13 protein-coding genes are annotated in these 14621 nt (G+C 69.3%); 3 read left to right on the plus strand and 10 right to left on the minus strand.

What is annotated here, in order from left to right:
- Positions 1-47 precede the first annotated feature (47 nt).
- The 3 genes from ACLQ7T_RS09215 to ACLQ7T_RS09225 are packed head-to-tail and all read left to right on the plus strand — an operon-like array spanning position 48 to position 1644.
- A complete protein-coding gene (locus tag ACLQ7T_RS09215; protein ID WP_420479162.1) occupies positions 48-455 on the plus strand; it encodes a hypothetical protein in 408 nt (135 codons plus the stop codon).
- Entirely contained in the window at positions 455-652 is a 198-nt protein-coding gene (locus tag ACLQ7T_RS09220; RefSeq protein WP_331047549.1) for a helix-turn-helix transcriptional regulator, read from the plus strand. The genes ACLQ7T_RS09215 and ACLQ7T_RS09220 overlap by 1 nt, the downstream gene beginning before the upstream one ends.
- Before the next feature lie 38 nt (positions 653-690).
- Positions 691-1644, plus strand: a complete 954-nt coding sequence (locus ACLQ7T_RS09225) for an alpha/beta fold hydrolase (RefSeq protein WP_420479163.1) — start codon at positions 691-693, stop codon at positions 1642-1644.
- On the opposite strand, the gene ACLQ7T_RS09230 is transcribed toward ACLQ7T_RS09225, so the two are convergent.
- The 10 genes from ACLQ7T_RS09230 to ACLQ7T_RS09275 all read right to left on the minus strand — a co-directional run bounded on the left by ACLQ7T_RS09230 (position 1641) and on the right by ACLQ7T_RS09275 (position 14563).
- Positions 1641-2129 (minus strand): hypothetical protein, encoded by a 489-nt coding sequence (locus tag ACLQ7T_RS09230; RefSeq protein ID WP_420479164.1) that lies wholly within the window; start codon positions 2127-2129, stop codon positions 1641-1643. The genes ACLQ7T_RS09225 and ACLQ7T_RS09230 overlap by 4 nt on opposite strands.
- On the minus strand, positions 2126-2971 hold the full coding sequence (locus tag ACLQ7T_RS09235) for a DUF3298 and DUF4163 domain-containing protein (protein WP_420479165.1): 846 nt from the start codon (positions 2969-2971) through the stop codon (positions 2126-2128). The genes ACLQ7T_RS09230 and ACLQ7T_RS09235 overlap by 4 nt, the downstream gene beginning before the upstream one ends.
- Positions 2972-2982: 11 nt before the next feature.
- Complete coding sequence (locus ACLQ7T_RS09240; RefSeq protein WP_420479166.1) at positions 2983-4002, minus strand: UbiA family prenyltransferase; 1020 nt, start codon at positions 4000-4002, stop codon at positions 2983-2985.
- Positions 4003-4466: 464 nt separating this feature from the next.
- Positions 4467-5783 carry an ammonium transporter gene (locus ACLQ7T_RS09245; protein WP_420479167.1) on the minus strand — a complete coding sequence of 439 codons (1317 nt, stop codon included), beginning with the start codon at positions 5781-5783 and terminating at the stop codon, positions 4467-4469.
- Positions 5784-6052: 269 nt separating this feature from the next.
- Positions 6053-6463: a DoxX family protein gene (locus ACLQ7T_RS09250; protein ID WP_420479168.1), complete on the minus strand. Its 411-nt coding sequence runs from the start codon at positions 6461-6463 to the stop codon at positions 6053-6055.
- A gap of 82 nt (positions 6464-6545) precedes the next feature.
- Positions 6546-7565, minus strand: coding sequence for an NAD-dependent epimerase (locus tag ACLQ7T_RS09255; protein ID WP_420479169.1), 1020 nt, complete (start codon positions 7563-7565; stop codon positions 6546-6548).
- 38 nt (positions 7566-7603) lie between these two features.
- Positions 7604-10024 (minus strand): glucan 1,4-alpha-glucosidase, encoded by a 2421-nt coding sequence (locus ACLQ7T_RS09260; protein ID WP_420479170.1) that lies wholly within the window; start codon positions 10022-10024, stop codon positions 7604-7606.
- A 17-nt stretch (positions 10025-10041) separates the two neighbouring features.
- Positions 10042-10983 carry an alpha/beta hydrolase gene (locus tag ACLQ7T_RS09265; RefSeq protein ID WP_420479171.1) on the minus strand — a complete coding sequence of 314 codons (942 nt, stop codon included), beginning with the start codon at positions 10981-10983 and terminating at the stop codon, positions 10042-10044.
- Complete coding sequence (locus tag ACLQ7T_RS09270) at positions 10980-12497, minus strand: MFS transporter (RefSeq protein WP_420479172.1); 1518 nt, start codon at positions 12495-12497, stop codon at positions 10980-10982. Before ACLQ7T_RS09270 ends, ACLQ7T_RS09265 begins: the two co-directional genes overlap by 4 nt.
- On the minus strand, positions 12494-14563 hold the full coding sequence (locus ACLQ7T_RS09275) for a glycoside hydrolase family 97 protein (protein WP_420479173.1): 2070 nt from the start codon (positions 14561-14563) through the stop codon (positions 12494-12496). Before ACLQ7T_RS09275 ends, ACLQ7T_RS09270 begins: the two co-directional genes overlap by 4 nt.
- Between the last annotated feature and the right edge of the window lie 58 nt (positions 14564-14621).

Consider the following 14621-nt stretch of genomic DNA (forward strand, 5'->3'; position numbering starts at 1 on the left):
TTTTGAGCGTGTAAGGTCGGCCTTACATTCAGTCAGGAGGAGCTGACATGCTGACCGCTTGGAAACAAGGCACGCCCGCGGGGCGCAAATATCTGATCCGCACCTGGGCCTTCATGGTCCCCTATATGGCGATCTGCATCTCGATGATGGTCACGGACGCCTTCGATGATGTGATCGGCAAGCCGGCGGGCTGGCTGCTGGCGGCGGCGGTGTCCGCTCCGGTCATCGGCCAGATCTGGGCGACGTTGAGCCTGATGCGCGACAGCGACGAGTTCGTTCGCGCCGTCACCGCCAAGCAGTTCATCGTCGCGGCGGGGCTGGCGATGGCGGTCGCGACCTTCTGGGGGTTCGCCGAGACTTTCGCCGCCGCGCCGCACATTCCGGCCTGGCTGATCTATCCGACCTTCTGGGGGCTCTACGGCTGCGTCGCGCCCTTCATCCGGACCTCGAACTGATGAAGAACCGGCTCAAGCTGCTGCGCGTCGAGCGCGGCTGGACCCAGGAACAGCTCGGCCAGGCGCTGGGCGTGTCCCGACAGGCCGTCAACGCGCTCGAGACCGAGAAACACGACCCGTCCCTCGACCTGGCCTACCGCATCGCGGTGCTGTTTGACCGTCCCGTCGAGGACGTCTTCGAAAATCCCCACGCCTGACTTCGGTCAGCGACCCAACCCAATCCACGGAGAGACCCATGACCCACGCCCGCACCCGCGCGCGTCGCCCCCTGCTGCGCGCTGTTCTGATCACCCTGGCGATCTGCACGCCCAACATCATCGCCGCCACCAAGGTGTTCGCGGCCCCCGTTCCGGCCGCCGTCCCCGGGGTCGAAGTCCAGGCCCCCTTCCGCTCCGACCGTCTGTCCGTCGAGGTGGTGGGGCAGGGACCCGACGTCATCCTGATCCCCGGCTTCGGCTGCTCCCGCGAGGTGTGGCGGGCCGAGGCCGAGCGGCTGCAGGCCACCCATCGGGTGCATCTGGTCCAGCTGGCGGGCTTCGCCGGGGAGCCCTGGGTTCACGGCGACGGCCCCTTCATCCAGCCGGCGGTCGAGGAACTGGCCCGCTACATCCGCGAACGGGGTCTGGAGCGCCCGGCGGTGGTCGGTCACTCCCTGGGCGGCTTCAGCGCCCTGATGCTGGCCCAGCGGGAGCCGTCCCTGATCGGGAAGGTGATGACCGTCGACAGCCTGCCCTTCTTCAGCGCCCTGTACGGGCCGCAGGCGACGCCGGAGAGCGCGCGTCCGTTCGCCGAACAGGCGGCGGCGGGGATCCTGAACACTCCGGACGAGGCTTTCCGCAGCGGCCAGGGTGCGGCGGCGGCCGGACTGTCCCGCGATCCGGAGACGCAGGCGAAGATGGTCGAGTGGACGATGGCGGGCGACCGTCGCGCCATGGCGGCCGCCATCCGCGAGGTGATGACGACCGACCTGCGTCCGGGGTTGGCGACCATGACCACGCCGGTCTGGGCCCCCTATGCCTCGGATGCGGAAGGCGGCGCGCCCGCCGCGGTGGCCGACGCCACCTGGGGGCGGGAGTACGCCCCCCTGCCCGGCGTGCGTCTGATCCGGGTCGATGACAGCCGCCACTTCATCATGAGCGATCAGCCGGAAAAGTTCGCCGATCTGATGGACCTTTTCCTGGCGGACTAGGTCGGCGGAGGCTCGGCCGCAACGGCGGCCACGTTGGCGGGCAGGACGCATTGCGACACCACCCGCCGACGCTCACCGCCCTGGCCGGCGTCGGGGGCCAGGTCGAGACAGTCGACGGCGATCACCGGATCGTCGTCGGCGACGATCATTCCGCCGCCCTCCTGGCAATCGACCTCGATCAGCGGGCGGCCGGACCGGGTCCGTCCCACAACCCGCGTCTCGACCAGCGTACAGACCGCCCCGATCCGCTGGAGCGCATTCAGGGCCTGCCGATGCCCGGCGGCGGTCGATATGGACGGGGGCAGGCGGGTGTTGCGGCCCCGGTTCATCTCGATGCGGGAGGAGGCGAGCCGCGTCGGGGTGACGGCGTCGAGCCCGAAGGCGGACGGATCCCGGATCTGGCTGTGGCTGCCGGCCGGGCCCGCCTCCTGCGCCAGGGCCGGCGGGGCCGCCAGCAACAGGGCGGCGATAAGGAGGCGTCTCATTGCAGGCCCGGGGTGACGTCCCCCGTCTTCATCAGTCGTCCCCCGAACTCGTCGACATAGCCGACCGCCAGCAGGGAGCGGAAGCTGGAGACCGGCAGGGCGATCTCATAGGCGCCTTCGGCATAGGGGCCAACGGTGTAGGGGCCGACCAGGAAGGTCAGGCCGGCGGCCTTGCCCGGCTCGTTGCCCGGGGTCAGGACGAACTCGGTCGAGGAGGCGCGGGGGCAGTTCCAGTCGCCGCCCGAACCCAGGGTCAGGGAGGCGCTGTCCGGGACGCGCGCGCGCTTGGCGGCGTTGAGGGCCGAGCACAGGGCCTGGTCCAGCGGCGTCAGGTCGACGCCCCGGCGGAACAGGTCGTTGAAGCCGATCCGCCGCTTGAGCGCCTTGTCCCACAGGATGCCGGTGGTCAGGGTGTTGGGGTGGGCGCCGCCCGAAAAATCATAGTCGGCGCGCTTCAGGCTGAGCAGCTTGCCCGTCTCCAGCGCCGCGCTGATCTCGACCTGTTTCTCGTAGGTCCAGTCGGGCGCGCCCTCCTCGCCGCTGTCCAGACGCTCGCTGGCGGCGCCCTCGGCGAACTGCTGAAGCTTGCGCACCTCCTCCGAATAGAGGCGGGCATGCAGGTCGGTCTGGGCCTTGATCGCGTCCGGCAGCTTGAGGCCGACGTTGGCGTAGGCGGTGCGGGTCGCATAGGTCATCGGCGCGGCGGCGTCGGCCGGGGTGACCAGGGCGGTCTCGCCGGTGGCCGGAGCGGCGTCCGGGGTCTCTTCCCTGCCGCGATTGCAGGCGGCAATGGCGGTGGTGGCGAGCAGGGCGGCGATCAGCAGCATGCGGGGGGAGGACATGCGGGTCTCCTTCAAAGCGGAATCCGAACCGAACCGAGGATGATGGCGAGAAGCAGGGCGAAGCCCGCCTCGCGATTGGACTTGAACAGGGCCAGGGCCAGCGGGCCGTCGTCAGGCCGGATCGACCGGACCTGCCAGACCAGATGGACGGCGTAGCCGGTCAGGCCGAGATAGAAGAGCGGCCCCAGCCCGGCCAGGAGGCCCGCCAGCGCCGCGAAGATGACGGCCAGCAGATAGAAGACGCCGACCCCGGGGCGGACGTTGGAGCCGAGACGACGGGCCGAGGACTTCACCCCGACCATGGCGTCGTCCTCGATGTCCTGCAGGGCGTAGATGGTGTCGTAGCCGAGGGTCCAGAAGACGCCGCCGAGGTAGAGGGCGAGAGCGGCGAGGGAGAGGGAGCCGACCTGAGGCCAATATTCGAATGACGCGATGTTGCCTCCATTGGTCTCGATCGTTCGTCCGATCAGCCAGACAGCAGAGGTTGCGGCGGTCGCCGCCGCAAACCCCATCAGGGCGCCCCAGTTGAAGGTCAGGCCCAGCCAGGCCTGGGGCCACCAGGTGATCCGCTTCATGAAGGGATAGGCGGCGACCAGCAGCAGGGAGGCGACGCCGAGCAGCACGGCGAAGATGTTGAGGGTCAGCAGGATCAGCAGGCTGACCAGCGAGCAGCCTACCGTGAAGGCGAGGGCCTTCTTCACGCTGATGCGGCCCGAGGCGACCGGTCGGGCGGCGGTGCGGGCGACCTTCACGTCGATATCCCGGTCGACGATGTCGTTGAAGGCGCAGCCGGCGGCGCGCATCAGGCAGGCCCCGGCGGCGAAGCCGACGACCAGCCAGAGATCGTAAAGGGCCCAGCTCCGACCCTGGCTCACCACCGCCAGGGCGATGCCCTGCCAGCCGGGGATGAGCAGCAGCCAGATGCCGATGGGGCGGTCGAACCGGCCCAGCTTGAGCCACGGCTTCAGCCCCTCGGGCGCGTGGCGATCGACCCAGTTGGAGCCGGCGTCGGGAAGCGGGGCGGAGGTCATGGCCGCGGTTGTAGCGTCTGGGATGGCAGTGTCAGTGAAAAATCGTGAAACCCTGTCTTCCCGATACATTCCGACACAGCTGAAAGCGCCCGTCGTTGGCAGGATGGCGATGTCAAAGACCCGAAGCTGGAAAGTCTAGCGGGTCGATACGTCGAAATTGGTCGTGGGTTGGGGGTTGCTTTCCGGTCGGCACCGACGCCGAGGGCTCAGCTCCCTTCCCCCTCAATGGGGGAAAGGGCCGGGGATGGGGGTGTGCGCCGGGTATTGAGGTGTGAAGCGCGTTTGGAGGGGTCGACGGAGTCTCGCGAGGAGTTCTGAAGCCGTCTGCATCCACCCCCACCCAACCCTCCCCCCATCGAGGGGGAGGGCTTTCAATCGCTCTCCCCGCTGAGAGAGTTCCATGTCGAGATGGCAGGGCCGAGCGCCATGGTTTGGCAGGGTTGGAGGGTATCGGGAGTACCGCCCTACTGGTGAATGGTCTCGCCGTGCTGGGTGTAGTCGAGGCCTTCGATTTCGTCTTCCCTGGTGACGCGCAGGCCCGTCGTGAACTTGCAGATCATCAGGATCACCCAGGTGCCCACGCCCGACCAGACGATGACGGCGAGCAGGCCGAGGATCTGTTTGACCACATCGGCGCCCTCGCTGACCGGGTTGATGGCGGCCGAGGCGAAGACGCCGGTCAGGACGGCGCCGACCATGCCGCCGATGCCGTGGATGCCGAAGGCGTCCAGGCTGTCGTCGTACTTCAGCAGCTTCTTGAGCCAGACCGCGCCCGCATAGCAGGCCGGGCCCGACAGGATGCCGATGAAGAAGGCGCCCTTGGGATCAACGAAGCCCGCCGCCGGGGTGATCCCGACCAGACCGGCGACGATGCCGGACAGCAGGCCCAGCAAGGTCGGGCGCTTGTGGTGGAACCACTCAACCGCGGTCCAGCCGATGGCGGCGGCGGCGGCGGCGAGGATGGTGTTCAGGGCCGCGACCCCGGCGATGGCGTCCGCCGCCCACGCCGAGCCGGCGTTGAAGCCCAGCCAGCCGACGAACAGCAGGCCGGTGCCGATGGCGGTGAAGGCCAGGTTGTGCGGGGCCATGTTGTCGCGACCGAAGCCGTGACGCTGGCCCAGGACGACGGCGGCGACCAGGCCGGCGACCCCCGAGTTGACGTGCACCACGGCGCCGCCCGCGAAGTCCAGCACGCCCCAGCTGCCCAGCCAGCCGCCGCCCCAGACCTGGTGGCAGATCGGCGCGTAGACGATCAGGTGCCAGAGACAGAAGAACAGGATGGAGGCCGAGAATTTGATCCGCTCGGCGAAGGCGCCGGCGATCAGGGCGGGGGTGATGATGGCGAAGGTCAGCTGGTAGGCGATCCAGAGGAACTCGGGCAGGCCCGGGGCGGCGGCGAAGGCCGTGGTCGGGGTCACGCCGTTCAGGAAGGCCGCCTGAAGTCCGCCGATGAAGCCGTTGGTCGCCTCGCCCGAGACGCCGAAGGACAGGCTGTAGCCGACGACGAACCAGAGGACGGTGACGATGGCGAGGGCTGCGGTCGAGTGGGCGATGGTGGCGATGACGTTCTTGCGCCGGACCATGCCGCCGTAGAAGAGCGCCAGACCCGGCAGGGTCATCAGCAGGACCAGGGCCGTGGACGCCAGGATCCAGGACGAGGACGCCTCGTTCAGCTCCAGCGCCGCCTGGTGGGCCAGCAGCGGGGCGGCGGGCGCGGCCGCGAAGGCAGGGCCTGCGGCCAGACAGCCGAGGGCGGCGAGGGCGAGCGATTTACGGATCATGGGCGCGGCGTCCGAAAGCAGAATGTCAGAATACTCGGCCCGAACCCGCGTTCGACGCCGCGGAGAAGGATAGGACCCTATTGCAGCGCCACAGGCAATTCATTTCGTGTGCGGCGCAATACTTCGTCGTCCACTGCGTGATGGGGGCGCGCGGCGGCCGGATGTGCAAGCTCCTGCCTCTGTGGCTCGCATCTGCGAGATTGACCGGCGCCGCCGGGACGGGCGGAGCCGGATCGGCCCCGCCCTTGCGCGCCCAGGCGAGGCCCGGATCAGCCGCGGCGCTTGCCGAGCAGCTTCTGTGCGCTGAAGGCGCCCGGGCCGGAGAAGACCAGGAAGAGGAAGACGAAGCAGAACAGGATGGCCGCGTCGCCGCCGTTGTTGACCGGGAAGGGGTTCTGCGGGGCGTGCGCGAGGAAGTAGGCGAAGGCCATGGTTCCCGAGGCGAGGAAGGCCGCCGGGCGGGTGAACAGGCCGAGCGCGATCAGGGCGCCGGTCACGAGCTCGATGATGCCCGCGAAGGCGCCGGGGTTGTCCAGCGCCAGGCCCGAGCCGGCCCGCTCGCCCAGCGGGAAGGACAGGAATTTCTGGGTGCCGTGCGCCAGGAAGAGCAGGCCGGACATGATCCGCAGGGCGCCGAGCGCCAGCGTGGTGTTGTTGGTCAGGAAGCGCGAGGACGCCATGGAGGGGGCTTTCGATTTAAATGGTAACTATCTGTGTTGCTATATTGGCCACGGCTTGGCCGTTGCGCAAGGGAGGCGGGGCTCAGACCTGGTAGAAGTCGCGATACCAGTCGACGAAGCGGCGCACGCCGACGTCGATGGGCGTGGACTGGCTGTAGCCGAGCAGGGCCTGGGTCTCGGTGATGTCGGCCTCGGTGCGGGCGACGTCGCCGTCCTGCACCGGCATCATGTTCAGCTCGGCCTTCCGGCCGAGCGCGTCCTCCAGCACCTCGATATAGCGCATCAGCTGCTCGCGCCGCCCGGCGCCGAGGTTGAGGATGCGCCAGGGCGCGACGCCGGAGGTCGAGGGGTTCGGCGCTTGGGCGTTCCACTGCGGATCGACCGCGGCGGGCGTATCGAGCGCGGCGACCACCCCGGTGACGATGTCGTCCACATAGGTGAAGTCCCGCTCCATCCGGCCGTGGCCGTAGACGTCGATCGGACGGCCCTCGAGGATGGATTTCGTGAACTTGAACAGGGCCATGTCCGGACGTCCCCACGGTCCGTAGACGGTGAAGAAGCGCAGCCCCGTCGAGGGGAAGCCGAACAGGTGGGAATAGGAGTGCGCCATCGCCTCGTTGGCGATCTTGGTGGCGGCGTAGACGGTCAGCGGATGGGCCACGCCCTGCTTGACCGAAAAGGGCAGGGCCCCGTTGGCGCCGAAGGCGGAGCTGGTCGAGGCGAACACCAGATGCTCGGCCTTCACCGCGCGGGCGCCCTCCAGGATGGTCAGGAAGCCGACGACGTTGGAATCGACGTAGCTCTCGGGCTGTTCGAGGCTGTAGCGGACCCCGGCCTGGGCCCCGAGATGGACGATGCGGCGCGGGGCGTGCCGGGCGAACAGGGCGGCCATGCCCTCACGGTCGGCCAGGTCCAGGGTGTTGTGGATGTAGTTCGGACTCGCCTGCAGCCGCTCCAGCCGGGCCTGCTTCAGGGCCGGGTCGTAGTAGCTGTTCAGATTGTCGACCCCGACCACGGTCTCGCCGCGCGCCAGCAGGCGCTGCGCCGTGTGGAAGCCGATGAAGCCGGCGGAGCCGGTAACGAGGACGGGGCCGGAGGTCATGCGTCCTCGTTAGCCCCGTCCATCGCTCCGCGCCAGCATCAGCGCGCGTACCGTTCCGCGACCGGGGCGTAGCGGTCCCAGACCTGCCGGTCGGCCAGCGAGCGCAGCAGCTTGATGTACTCGGCGTGCGACCAGGCCAGCGGGGTGGCGGAGTTGGTGCCCTGGCCGCGGCGATAGTCGTGGGCGGTGTCGTCGCCGACGCCGTCCCAGACCTGTTCGGGCAGCAACAGGCCGTCGTTGGCGAAGCTCTCCATGCCACGGACCCAGGTCTGGCGAATGCCGTTGACCTGGGCGTCCATCCAGTCGCGCGAGGCCGAAGGCATGGCCAGCAGGGCGGCCAGCTCATAGTGGCCCCGTTCCCCGGTGAAGATCGGCCACACGCGGCCGCGCTGGCCGGGATGCATCACCCCGCCGACGCCGTAGTTGCCGCCGGTGTCGGCCTGTTCGCCGTAGCCGTCATTGCCGTAGCGGCGGAAGCCCGGGGCGCCGTCCAGATCGTAGCGGACGCGGAAGCGATCCTCGCGCGCCTGGTCGTCATATTCGGGCAGGGAGTCCAGGATCGACGGCGCCAGGGCGCCGCGGACGCCGTAGCGCACCAGCTCCAGGAAGCCGCCGTCGATGATACGGTCCTCGGGCATGGCGGGCTGGCCGTTGTTCTCGCCCAGCAGGCCGTGGTCGTTCGGATCGTCATTGCGGCTGAGGCGCATGAAGTAGCGGCCGTCGCCATAGACGCCCGAGGTGGTGAACATCCGGGACTCGATCTTCGAGGCGTAGTCGTCGGCGGCGGCGAGATAGCGTTCGGCCGAGGCGGCGTCGTTCGAGGTCCGGGCGAGGTCGGCGGCGACCGTCAGGCCGGCGATGACCGCGGCGGTGGTCGAGGGCGAGTGGCCTTCCTGTTCCTCCCAGCGCTCCTGCTGGGTCCAGGGCGGGGTGATGCGCCGGTCGTTCCACAGCAGGCCCGCCGTGCCGCCGTCCACGAGGAAGTCCGCGGCGGGTTTGATCATACGGCTGTACATGGCCGCCATTTCGGCGTCGGAGACGATGCCGGCCTTCCACAGACGCCAGCCCAGCATGATCGGCATGGCGGTCTGGTCCAGCTGGACCCCGACCCACTCGATCTCGCCGTCAACGTGGGTCTTCTGCAGGAACCAGCCGGTCGAACCGGTGTTGCCGGGCGTGTCGGCGCGAACCTGGACCTGCGGCAGGTACTGGAAGGCGGCGTGCGGCGTTTCCGTGTCGCCCAGCGCCAGCAGGGCCATGGCGACCTGATAGAAGTCGCGCGGCCAGACGGCCTTGTAGCCCGTCGAGCTGTTGGTGGCGTCGACGGTATCGCCCCACGGATTGCTGAGCGAGGCGATCAGGGCGCCGGCGTGGGTGCGATCCTCCTGCACTTTCAGCATCAGGGCCGAGGCGTAGGCCAGCTTGCCGCCGTCGGTCGACTGTTCGGCGATGCGGTTCAGGTCGGTCAGGGAGGCGACATAGTCCTCCCAACCCTCCCGCTCGCCCTCGCCGTTGAAGCGGGCGAGGACTTCGTCGAGACCGGTGTCGAAACTGCCGCCGGCGGCGGCGCGGGCGTCCTGACGCGAGTGGCCGAAGCCGATGACGAAATCCTGCTCAAGGCTCTGGCCGCCGCGCACCCGGGTCAGGGCGCCGGTCAGCATGATGTTGCCGGTGGTTTCGCCGGTCGACCGGTACACGGTGTCCAGCCGCCCGTCGGCCAGATCGGTCAGCCCGTCGGACGCGCCGACGAAGCCGACGCTGGCCCGGGTGAACGGACGGTCGCTGCGCAGGGCCAGGTGGGTGTCGCCTTCCCAGGCGTACAGGGCGGCGTCCTCGGTCCCGCCGCCCGCCACTGCGTCGCCGCTGTCGCCGACGCCGGTGTTGCCGATGTGGGGCTCCAGCAGCAGGTAGGGGGTGACGTCGCCGCGCAGGGCCTTGACCGCAACCCGCACGACCAGGGCCTGACGATCCGGGTCGGTAAAGATGCGCTTCTCGATCTCGTACCGCCCCTGTTTGTCGGTGGTGATCACCCGATAGGCCGGCGACAGCGGACGGCCCAGGGCGTCGACGTGCAGGTATTCGGTGCGGCTGGTGGTGTCGGTCCCCTCGACCGACAGGCCGGTGGAGGTGACCACGGCGAAGCGCATCTGCTTGATCTGGGCCTCGTGGATCAGGCCGTACATGGTCTCGGTCAGGACGCCGTCGGCGAGCGAGAACCAGACCTTCGACACCGTCCCGGTGCGGCCGCCGTCGCGATAGCGGCCGTCGACATAGGCTTCGTAGGACGCGCCGGCGCCGGTCTTGGCGGCGTTGACCCAGGTGGGGACGTCGCCCGGCGCCCCGGGGGCGACCGCCACGACGTTCGGCGCCGGTTCGGACGGGGCGTCCGGCCTCAGGCCTTCAAGGGTGGAGCAGCCCGCGAGGCCGAACACGGCGCCGGCGAGCAGGAGGGGGGACATGCGCATGGGGCGAACTCTCAGGCAGGCGGAAGCAGGAAGGTCAGGGGAACGTCGAGGCGCTGGTTCCAGGAGGCCTCGTTGTGCTCGGCGCCGGGGAAGACCAGCGAGCGGAAGCGATCCGGGCCCCAGCCGGCGGCCCGGACGGCGTCGTCGATACGGCTCTGGAAGACCGCGTAGAACTGATCCAGCGTCTCGTCGCCGCGATCAAAATACAGCCGGTGCGCGGCCGGGTCGGGCAGGCCCGCGCGGACCACGCCGGTCCAGGCGTCGACCAGCCGTTCACGCCACGGGTTGAGCGCAGCGGGCGCCTCGAGGCCTTCGATCTTCAGCGGCCAGTGGGTGGAGACGCAACCGGCCGCGCCGAAGACGTCGGGGCGCTTCATCATCGCATAGAGGGAGATCAGGCCGCCCATGCTGGAGCCCATGATCGCGGTGTCGTCCGGCCCGGCCAGGGTGCGGTAGGCGCCGTCGATCAGCGGCTTCAACTCCTCCACGAGGAAGCGGACGTAGCCGTCCGACAGGGGAGCGCCGCCGTAGATCGACTGTATGTCGCCACGCATGTCGTCGGGCAGGGCCCGGAGCAGGTCGGCGGGGACGTATTCGCGCAGGCGCAGCGGCGTGTTGTGCACCCCGACGACGATCGGGGCGCGAACCTGTCCGCCCGCGATCAGCCGGGTCAGGTGCTCGTCGACGCCCCATTCCTTGCCGTAGGCGGCGCGGGCGCCGTCGAACAGGTTCTGGCCGTCATGCATGTAGAGAACGGGCCAGCGGGCGTCCGGCGCGGCGTCGTAGCCGGGCGGCAGCCAGACGGTGACGTCGCGCGGGGCGGCGTGCGCGGACGCCAGTCCCGGGTGCTCGACCAGCCGTCCGGAAGCGGGCGCGTCGGCGCGCACGACGGTCGGAACGGCGAAGGGCAGGGCCGCCATCAGGCCGAGGACAGAGCGGCGGTCCGGAGTCATGCGGCCTCCTGCGGGACCCGCAGGCTGGCGCCTGCGGCGATCAGGAAGCTGACCGCGCCGATGGCCAGGGCCCAGATCGCCTGCTCGCCGAACAGACCCTTGAGCAGGGCGCCCAGCAGGGTGGCGGCGACCAGTTGGGGCACGACGATGAAGATGTTGAACACCCCCATGTAGACGCCCATCTTCCGGCCCGGCACGGCGCTGGACAGGATGGCGTAGGGCATCGAGACGATGGACGCCCAGGCGAAGCCGACGCCGATCATCGGCAGCCACAACAGGGCCGGGTCGCGGATCAGGAAGACGCCGGCCAGACCGGCCGCTCCGAGCACCAGATTGACGGCATGCGCCCCGCGCTTGCCGATGCGGCGGGCCAGGACCGGGATCAGGAAGGCGGCCAGGGCGGCGACGCCGTTGTAGATTCCCATCAGGACCCCGACCCAGTCGGCGCCGCGGCCATAGGCGGCGGAGGTGGCGTCGGCGGCGCTGAAATGCACGGCCGTCACCGCCGGGGTCATGTAGATCCACATGGCGAACAGGGCGAACCAGCTGAAGAACTGGACCACCGCCAGACCGCGCATGGTGCGGGGCATGGCGAAGATGTCGCCGAGGATCTCGGTCAGGCCGTTGGAGGCCTGCATGCGCCGGAACAGGCCGACCGCGACCTGCAGCAGGCCGAAGCCGGCGATGAAGCCCGTGAGGATCAGGAGGTCCCGGGCCAGGCCGGTGGCGATCACGCCCCAGAAGCCGAGCGCGCCGACGGCGATCCAGATCAGGCCGCCGGTCAGCCAGCGGCCGGCCGGACGCAGGGCGGCGGAGTCGCCCTCCGCGACGGTCGCGCGATCGGACTCGAAGGCGGCGATCTGTTCGGGGCTGTATTCACGGGTGGTGAAGACGGTCCAGAGCACGGCGGTCAGCAAGCCGACCGCGCCGACGTAAAAGGAGATGCGAACGCTGTCGGGGATGACGCCCTCGGGCGCCGTCGAGGCGATGTGGAAGACGTTGGACAGCAGCCAGGGCAGGCAGGAGGCGAACACCGCCCCCGCGCCGATGAAGAAGCTCTGCATCGCATAGCCGGTGGTGCGCTGCTCTTCCGGCAGGTTGTCGCCGACGAAGGCGCGGAACGGCTCCATCGTCACATTGATCGAGGCGTCCATGATCCAGAGCATGGAGGCGGCGATCCACAGCGACGGGCTGTTGGGCATGACGAGCAGCGCCAGGGTGGTCAGGACGGCGCCGACGAGGAAGTAGGGCCGACGTCGGCCGAGACGGCCCCAGGTGCGGTCGCTGAAGTGGCCGATGATCGGCTGGACCAGCAGGCCGGTCAGGGGGGCGGCGATCCACAGGATGGCCAGGGAATCCACCTCGGCGCCGAGGGTCTGGAAGATCCGGCTGGTGTTGGCGTTCTGCAGGCCGAAGCCGATCTGGATGCCGAAGAAGCCGACGCACATGTTCCAGATCGCCAGCCGGCTCAGCCGCGGGCGGACGCGGGCGAGGGCGGTCAGGGTCTCGCTCATGCGCGGCGGCTCCGGCCCAGCGGGACGAAGCGGATGGCCTGACCGCCGCCCGGGGCCAGGCGCAGGTCCAGGGCGTCGCCGGCGGTGACGTCCTGCGTCAGGATCTCGATGGCCTCGCGGTTGGTCTTCCAGTGGGCGCCGGGCGCATCGCGGTAGATCTCGGCGCGATAGCGGCGGCCCGGGTCGAGGAAGGACAGCGAGGCCCTCAGCGTCCGCGGATGCTCGTCGGTGATGGCGCCGAGGAACCACTGGTCGGAGTTGCGGTCCTTGCGGACGATGGTGACGTAGTCGCCGACCTCGCCGTTCAGCACGCGGGTGTCTTCCCAGTCGGTGACCACGTCCTTGATGAACTGGAACGGGCCGGGGTTGGCCTCGTAGTTCTCCAGCACGTCGGCGGCCATCTGGATCGGGCTGTAGATGGTCACATACAGCGCCAGTTGCTTGGCCCAGGTGGTGGCCACGCCGTCCGGGCTGCGGGTCGTCATGCCGAAGATCCCCGGCGTGAAGTCCATAGGACCGGCCAGCAGGCGGGTGAAGACGAGGTTGACCTCGTGCTCCGGCGGATTTCCCGGCTGGCCCCAGGCGTTGTACTCCATGCCGCGCGCGCCCTCACGGCTGATGATGTTCGGCCAGGTCCGGCGCAGGCCGGTGTCCTTCAGCGGCTCGTGGGCGTTGACCGCGACCTGATGGCGGGCGGCGGATTCGATGACCCGCTGGTGGTGGCGGACCATCTCCTGGCTCTCATGCCAGCCCAGGTGCGCCTGACCGTCCGGTCCCCGCACCCGCGCGCCGCCGGCGTCGGCGACATAGCCGGTCTTCACCGAATGCCAGCCCATCCGCTGGTACAGGGCGAAGCCCGCGTCCATCTGCTGTTCGTAGTGGAAGGCGTTCCCGCCCGTCTCGTGATGGCCGATGATCTCGACGCCCTTCGACCGGCCGTAGGCGGCGATGCGTTCAATGTCCCAGTCCGGATAGGGCTCGGTGAAGCTGTAGTCCCAGCCGTTGCCGAACCACTCGCCGTCCCAGCCCTTGTTCCAGCCCTCGACCAGCACCCCGCCGAAGCCGTGCTCGGCCGCGAAGTCGATATGCCTGAGGGTGTAGTCGGTCGTCGCGCCGTGGTTGGGACCGGCGCCCCAGGTCTTGCGGTCCAGGTGCATGTCCCACCAGATGCCGACGTATTTCATCGGCTTGAACCAGCTGACGTCGCCCAGCCTGTTGGGCTCGTTCAGGTTCAGGATCAGGCTGGACTCGATCAGGTCGCCCGCGCGGTCGGCGATCTGCAGGGTGCGCCACGGGGTGGTGAAGGGGGCGGTGCGTTCGACGGCCGCGTTGGTCAGGCCCGGCGTCAGCGCCGCCTTCAGCCGCCCGCCTTCCACCCGGCGCAGGTTCATGGCCGAATAGTCGACCAGCGCCGCCTCGTGGATCGAGACGTGCAGGCCGTTGTCGGTGCGCAGGGTGATCGGCGTCTGGGCGACGCCCACGGACTCGATGGCGGTGCGGTTGTAGAGATACTCCTCCCGGTTCCACTCGAAGGCCGGGATCCACCAGGCCGTGCCCGGCTCGGCGACGGCGAACTCGGTCAGTTCGTCACCGATGCGGACAGTCGTCAGGTTGGGTTGCTCCGGGAATTCGTAGCGGAAGCCCAGACCGTCGTCATACAGGCGGAAGACGACGTCCACCCGGCGCGCGAGACTGCTCCGTTCGGTCAGATGGACGCGGAACTCGGTGTAGCGATTACGGATCGAGCGCCGCTCTCCCCAGGGCTGCTCCCAGGTGTCGTCATGCTGCGTCGGGGCGTCGGCGGTGACGGTGAAATTGCGTTCCAGCTTGGGCGCGTCCGTCAGGATGAAGCCGAGGCGTGAGGCGGCGATGACCGGCTGCCCGAGACGGGAGACGGTGTACTCGGGGCGTCCCTCGCCGGTGACGCCGACGGCGACCGACAGAACGCCCCCGGGCGAGGCGGCGCCGACCGGCCTCGCCGTCGTGGCGGTCTGGCGGGCGAAGGCCGGGGCAGGCAGGGCCGCCATCAGGGCCGTGCTCGAGATCAGCAGGCGACGTGTCAGCATGGGAGGACGCTCCATCGAACAGGACTTGCCAAGCGCGACCGTGACGGCGCAGAACAAG

This window comes from Brevundimonas sediminis (genome assembly GCF_048799765.1).
GTDB lineage: Bacteria > Pseudomonadota > Alphaproteobacteria > Caulobacterales > Caulobacteraceae > Brevundimonas.

What these genes read in the sequence shown, in the direction of transcription:
- ACLQ7T_RS09215 (WP_420479162.1), top strand. Translation starts at nt 48, where the DNA reads ATGCTGACCGCTTGGAAACAAGGCACGCCCGCGGGGCGCAAATATCTG.
- ACLQ7T_RS09220 (WP_331047549.1), top strand. Translation starts at nt 455, where the DNA reads ATGAAGAACCGGCTCAAGCTGCTGCGCGTCGAGCGCGGCTGGACCCAG.
- ACLQ7T_RS09225 (WP_420479163.1), top strand. Translation starts at nt 691, where the DNA reads ATGACCCACGCCCGCACCCGCGCGCGTCGCCCCCTGCTGCGCGCTGTT.
- ACLQ7T_RS09230 (WP_420479164.1), bottom strand. Translation starts at nt 2,129, where the DNA reads ATGAGACGCCTCCTTATCGCCGCCCTGTTGCTGGCGGCCCCGCCGGCC.
- ACLQ7T_RS09235 (WP_420479165.1), bottom strand. Translation starts at nt 2,971, where the DNA reads ATGTCCTCCCCCCGCATGCTGCTGATCGCCGCCCTGCTCGCCACCACC.
- ACLQ7T_RS09240 (WP_420479166.1), bottom strand. Translation starts at nt 4,002, where the DNA reads ATGACCTCCGCCCCGCTTCCCGACGCCGGCTCCAACTGGGTCGATCGC.
- ACLQ7T_RS09245 (WP_420479167.1), bottom strand. Translation starts at nt 5,783, where the DNA reads ATGATCCGTAAATCGCTCGCCCTCGCCGCCCTCGGCTGTCTGGCCGCA.
- ACLQ7T_RS09250 (WP_420479168.1), bottom strand. Translation starts at nt 6,463, where the DNA reads ATGGCGTCCTCGCGCTTCCTGACCAACAACACCACGCTGGCGCTCGGC.
- ACLQ7T_RS09255 (WP_420479169.1), bottom strand. Translation starts at nt 7,565, where the DNA reads ATGACCTCCGGCCCCGTCCTCGTTACCGGCTCCGCCGGCTTCATCGGC.
- ACLQ7T_RS09260 (WP_420479170.1), bottom strand. Translation starts at nt 10,024, where the DNA reads ATGTCCCCCCTCCTGCTCGCCGGCGCCGTGTTCGGCCTCGCGGGCTGC.
- ACLQ7T_RS09265 (WP_420479171.1), bottom strand. Translation starts at nt 10,983, where the DNA reads ATGACTCCGGACCGCCGCTCTGTCCTCGGCCTGATGGCGGCCCTGCCC.
- ACLQ7T_RS09270 (WP_420479172.1), bottom strand. Translation starts at nt 12,497, where the DNA reads ATGAGCGAGACCCTGACCGCCCTCGCCCGCGTCCGCCCGCGGCTGAGC.
- ACLQ7T_RS09275 (WP_420479173.1), bottom strand. Translation starts at nt 14,563, where the DNA reads ATGCTGACACGTCGCCTGCTGATCTCGAGCACGGCCCTGATGGCGGCC.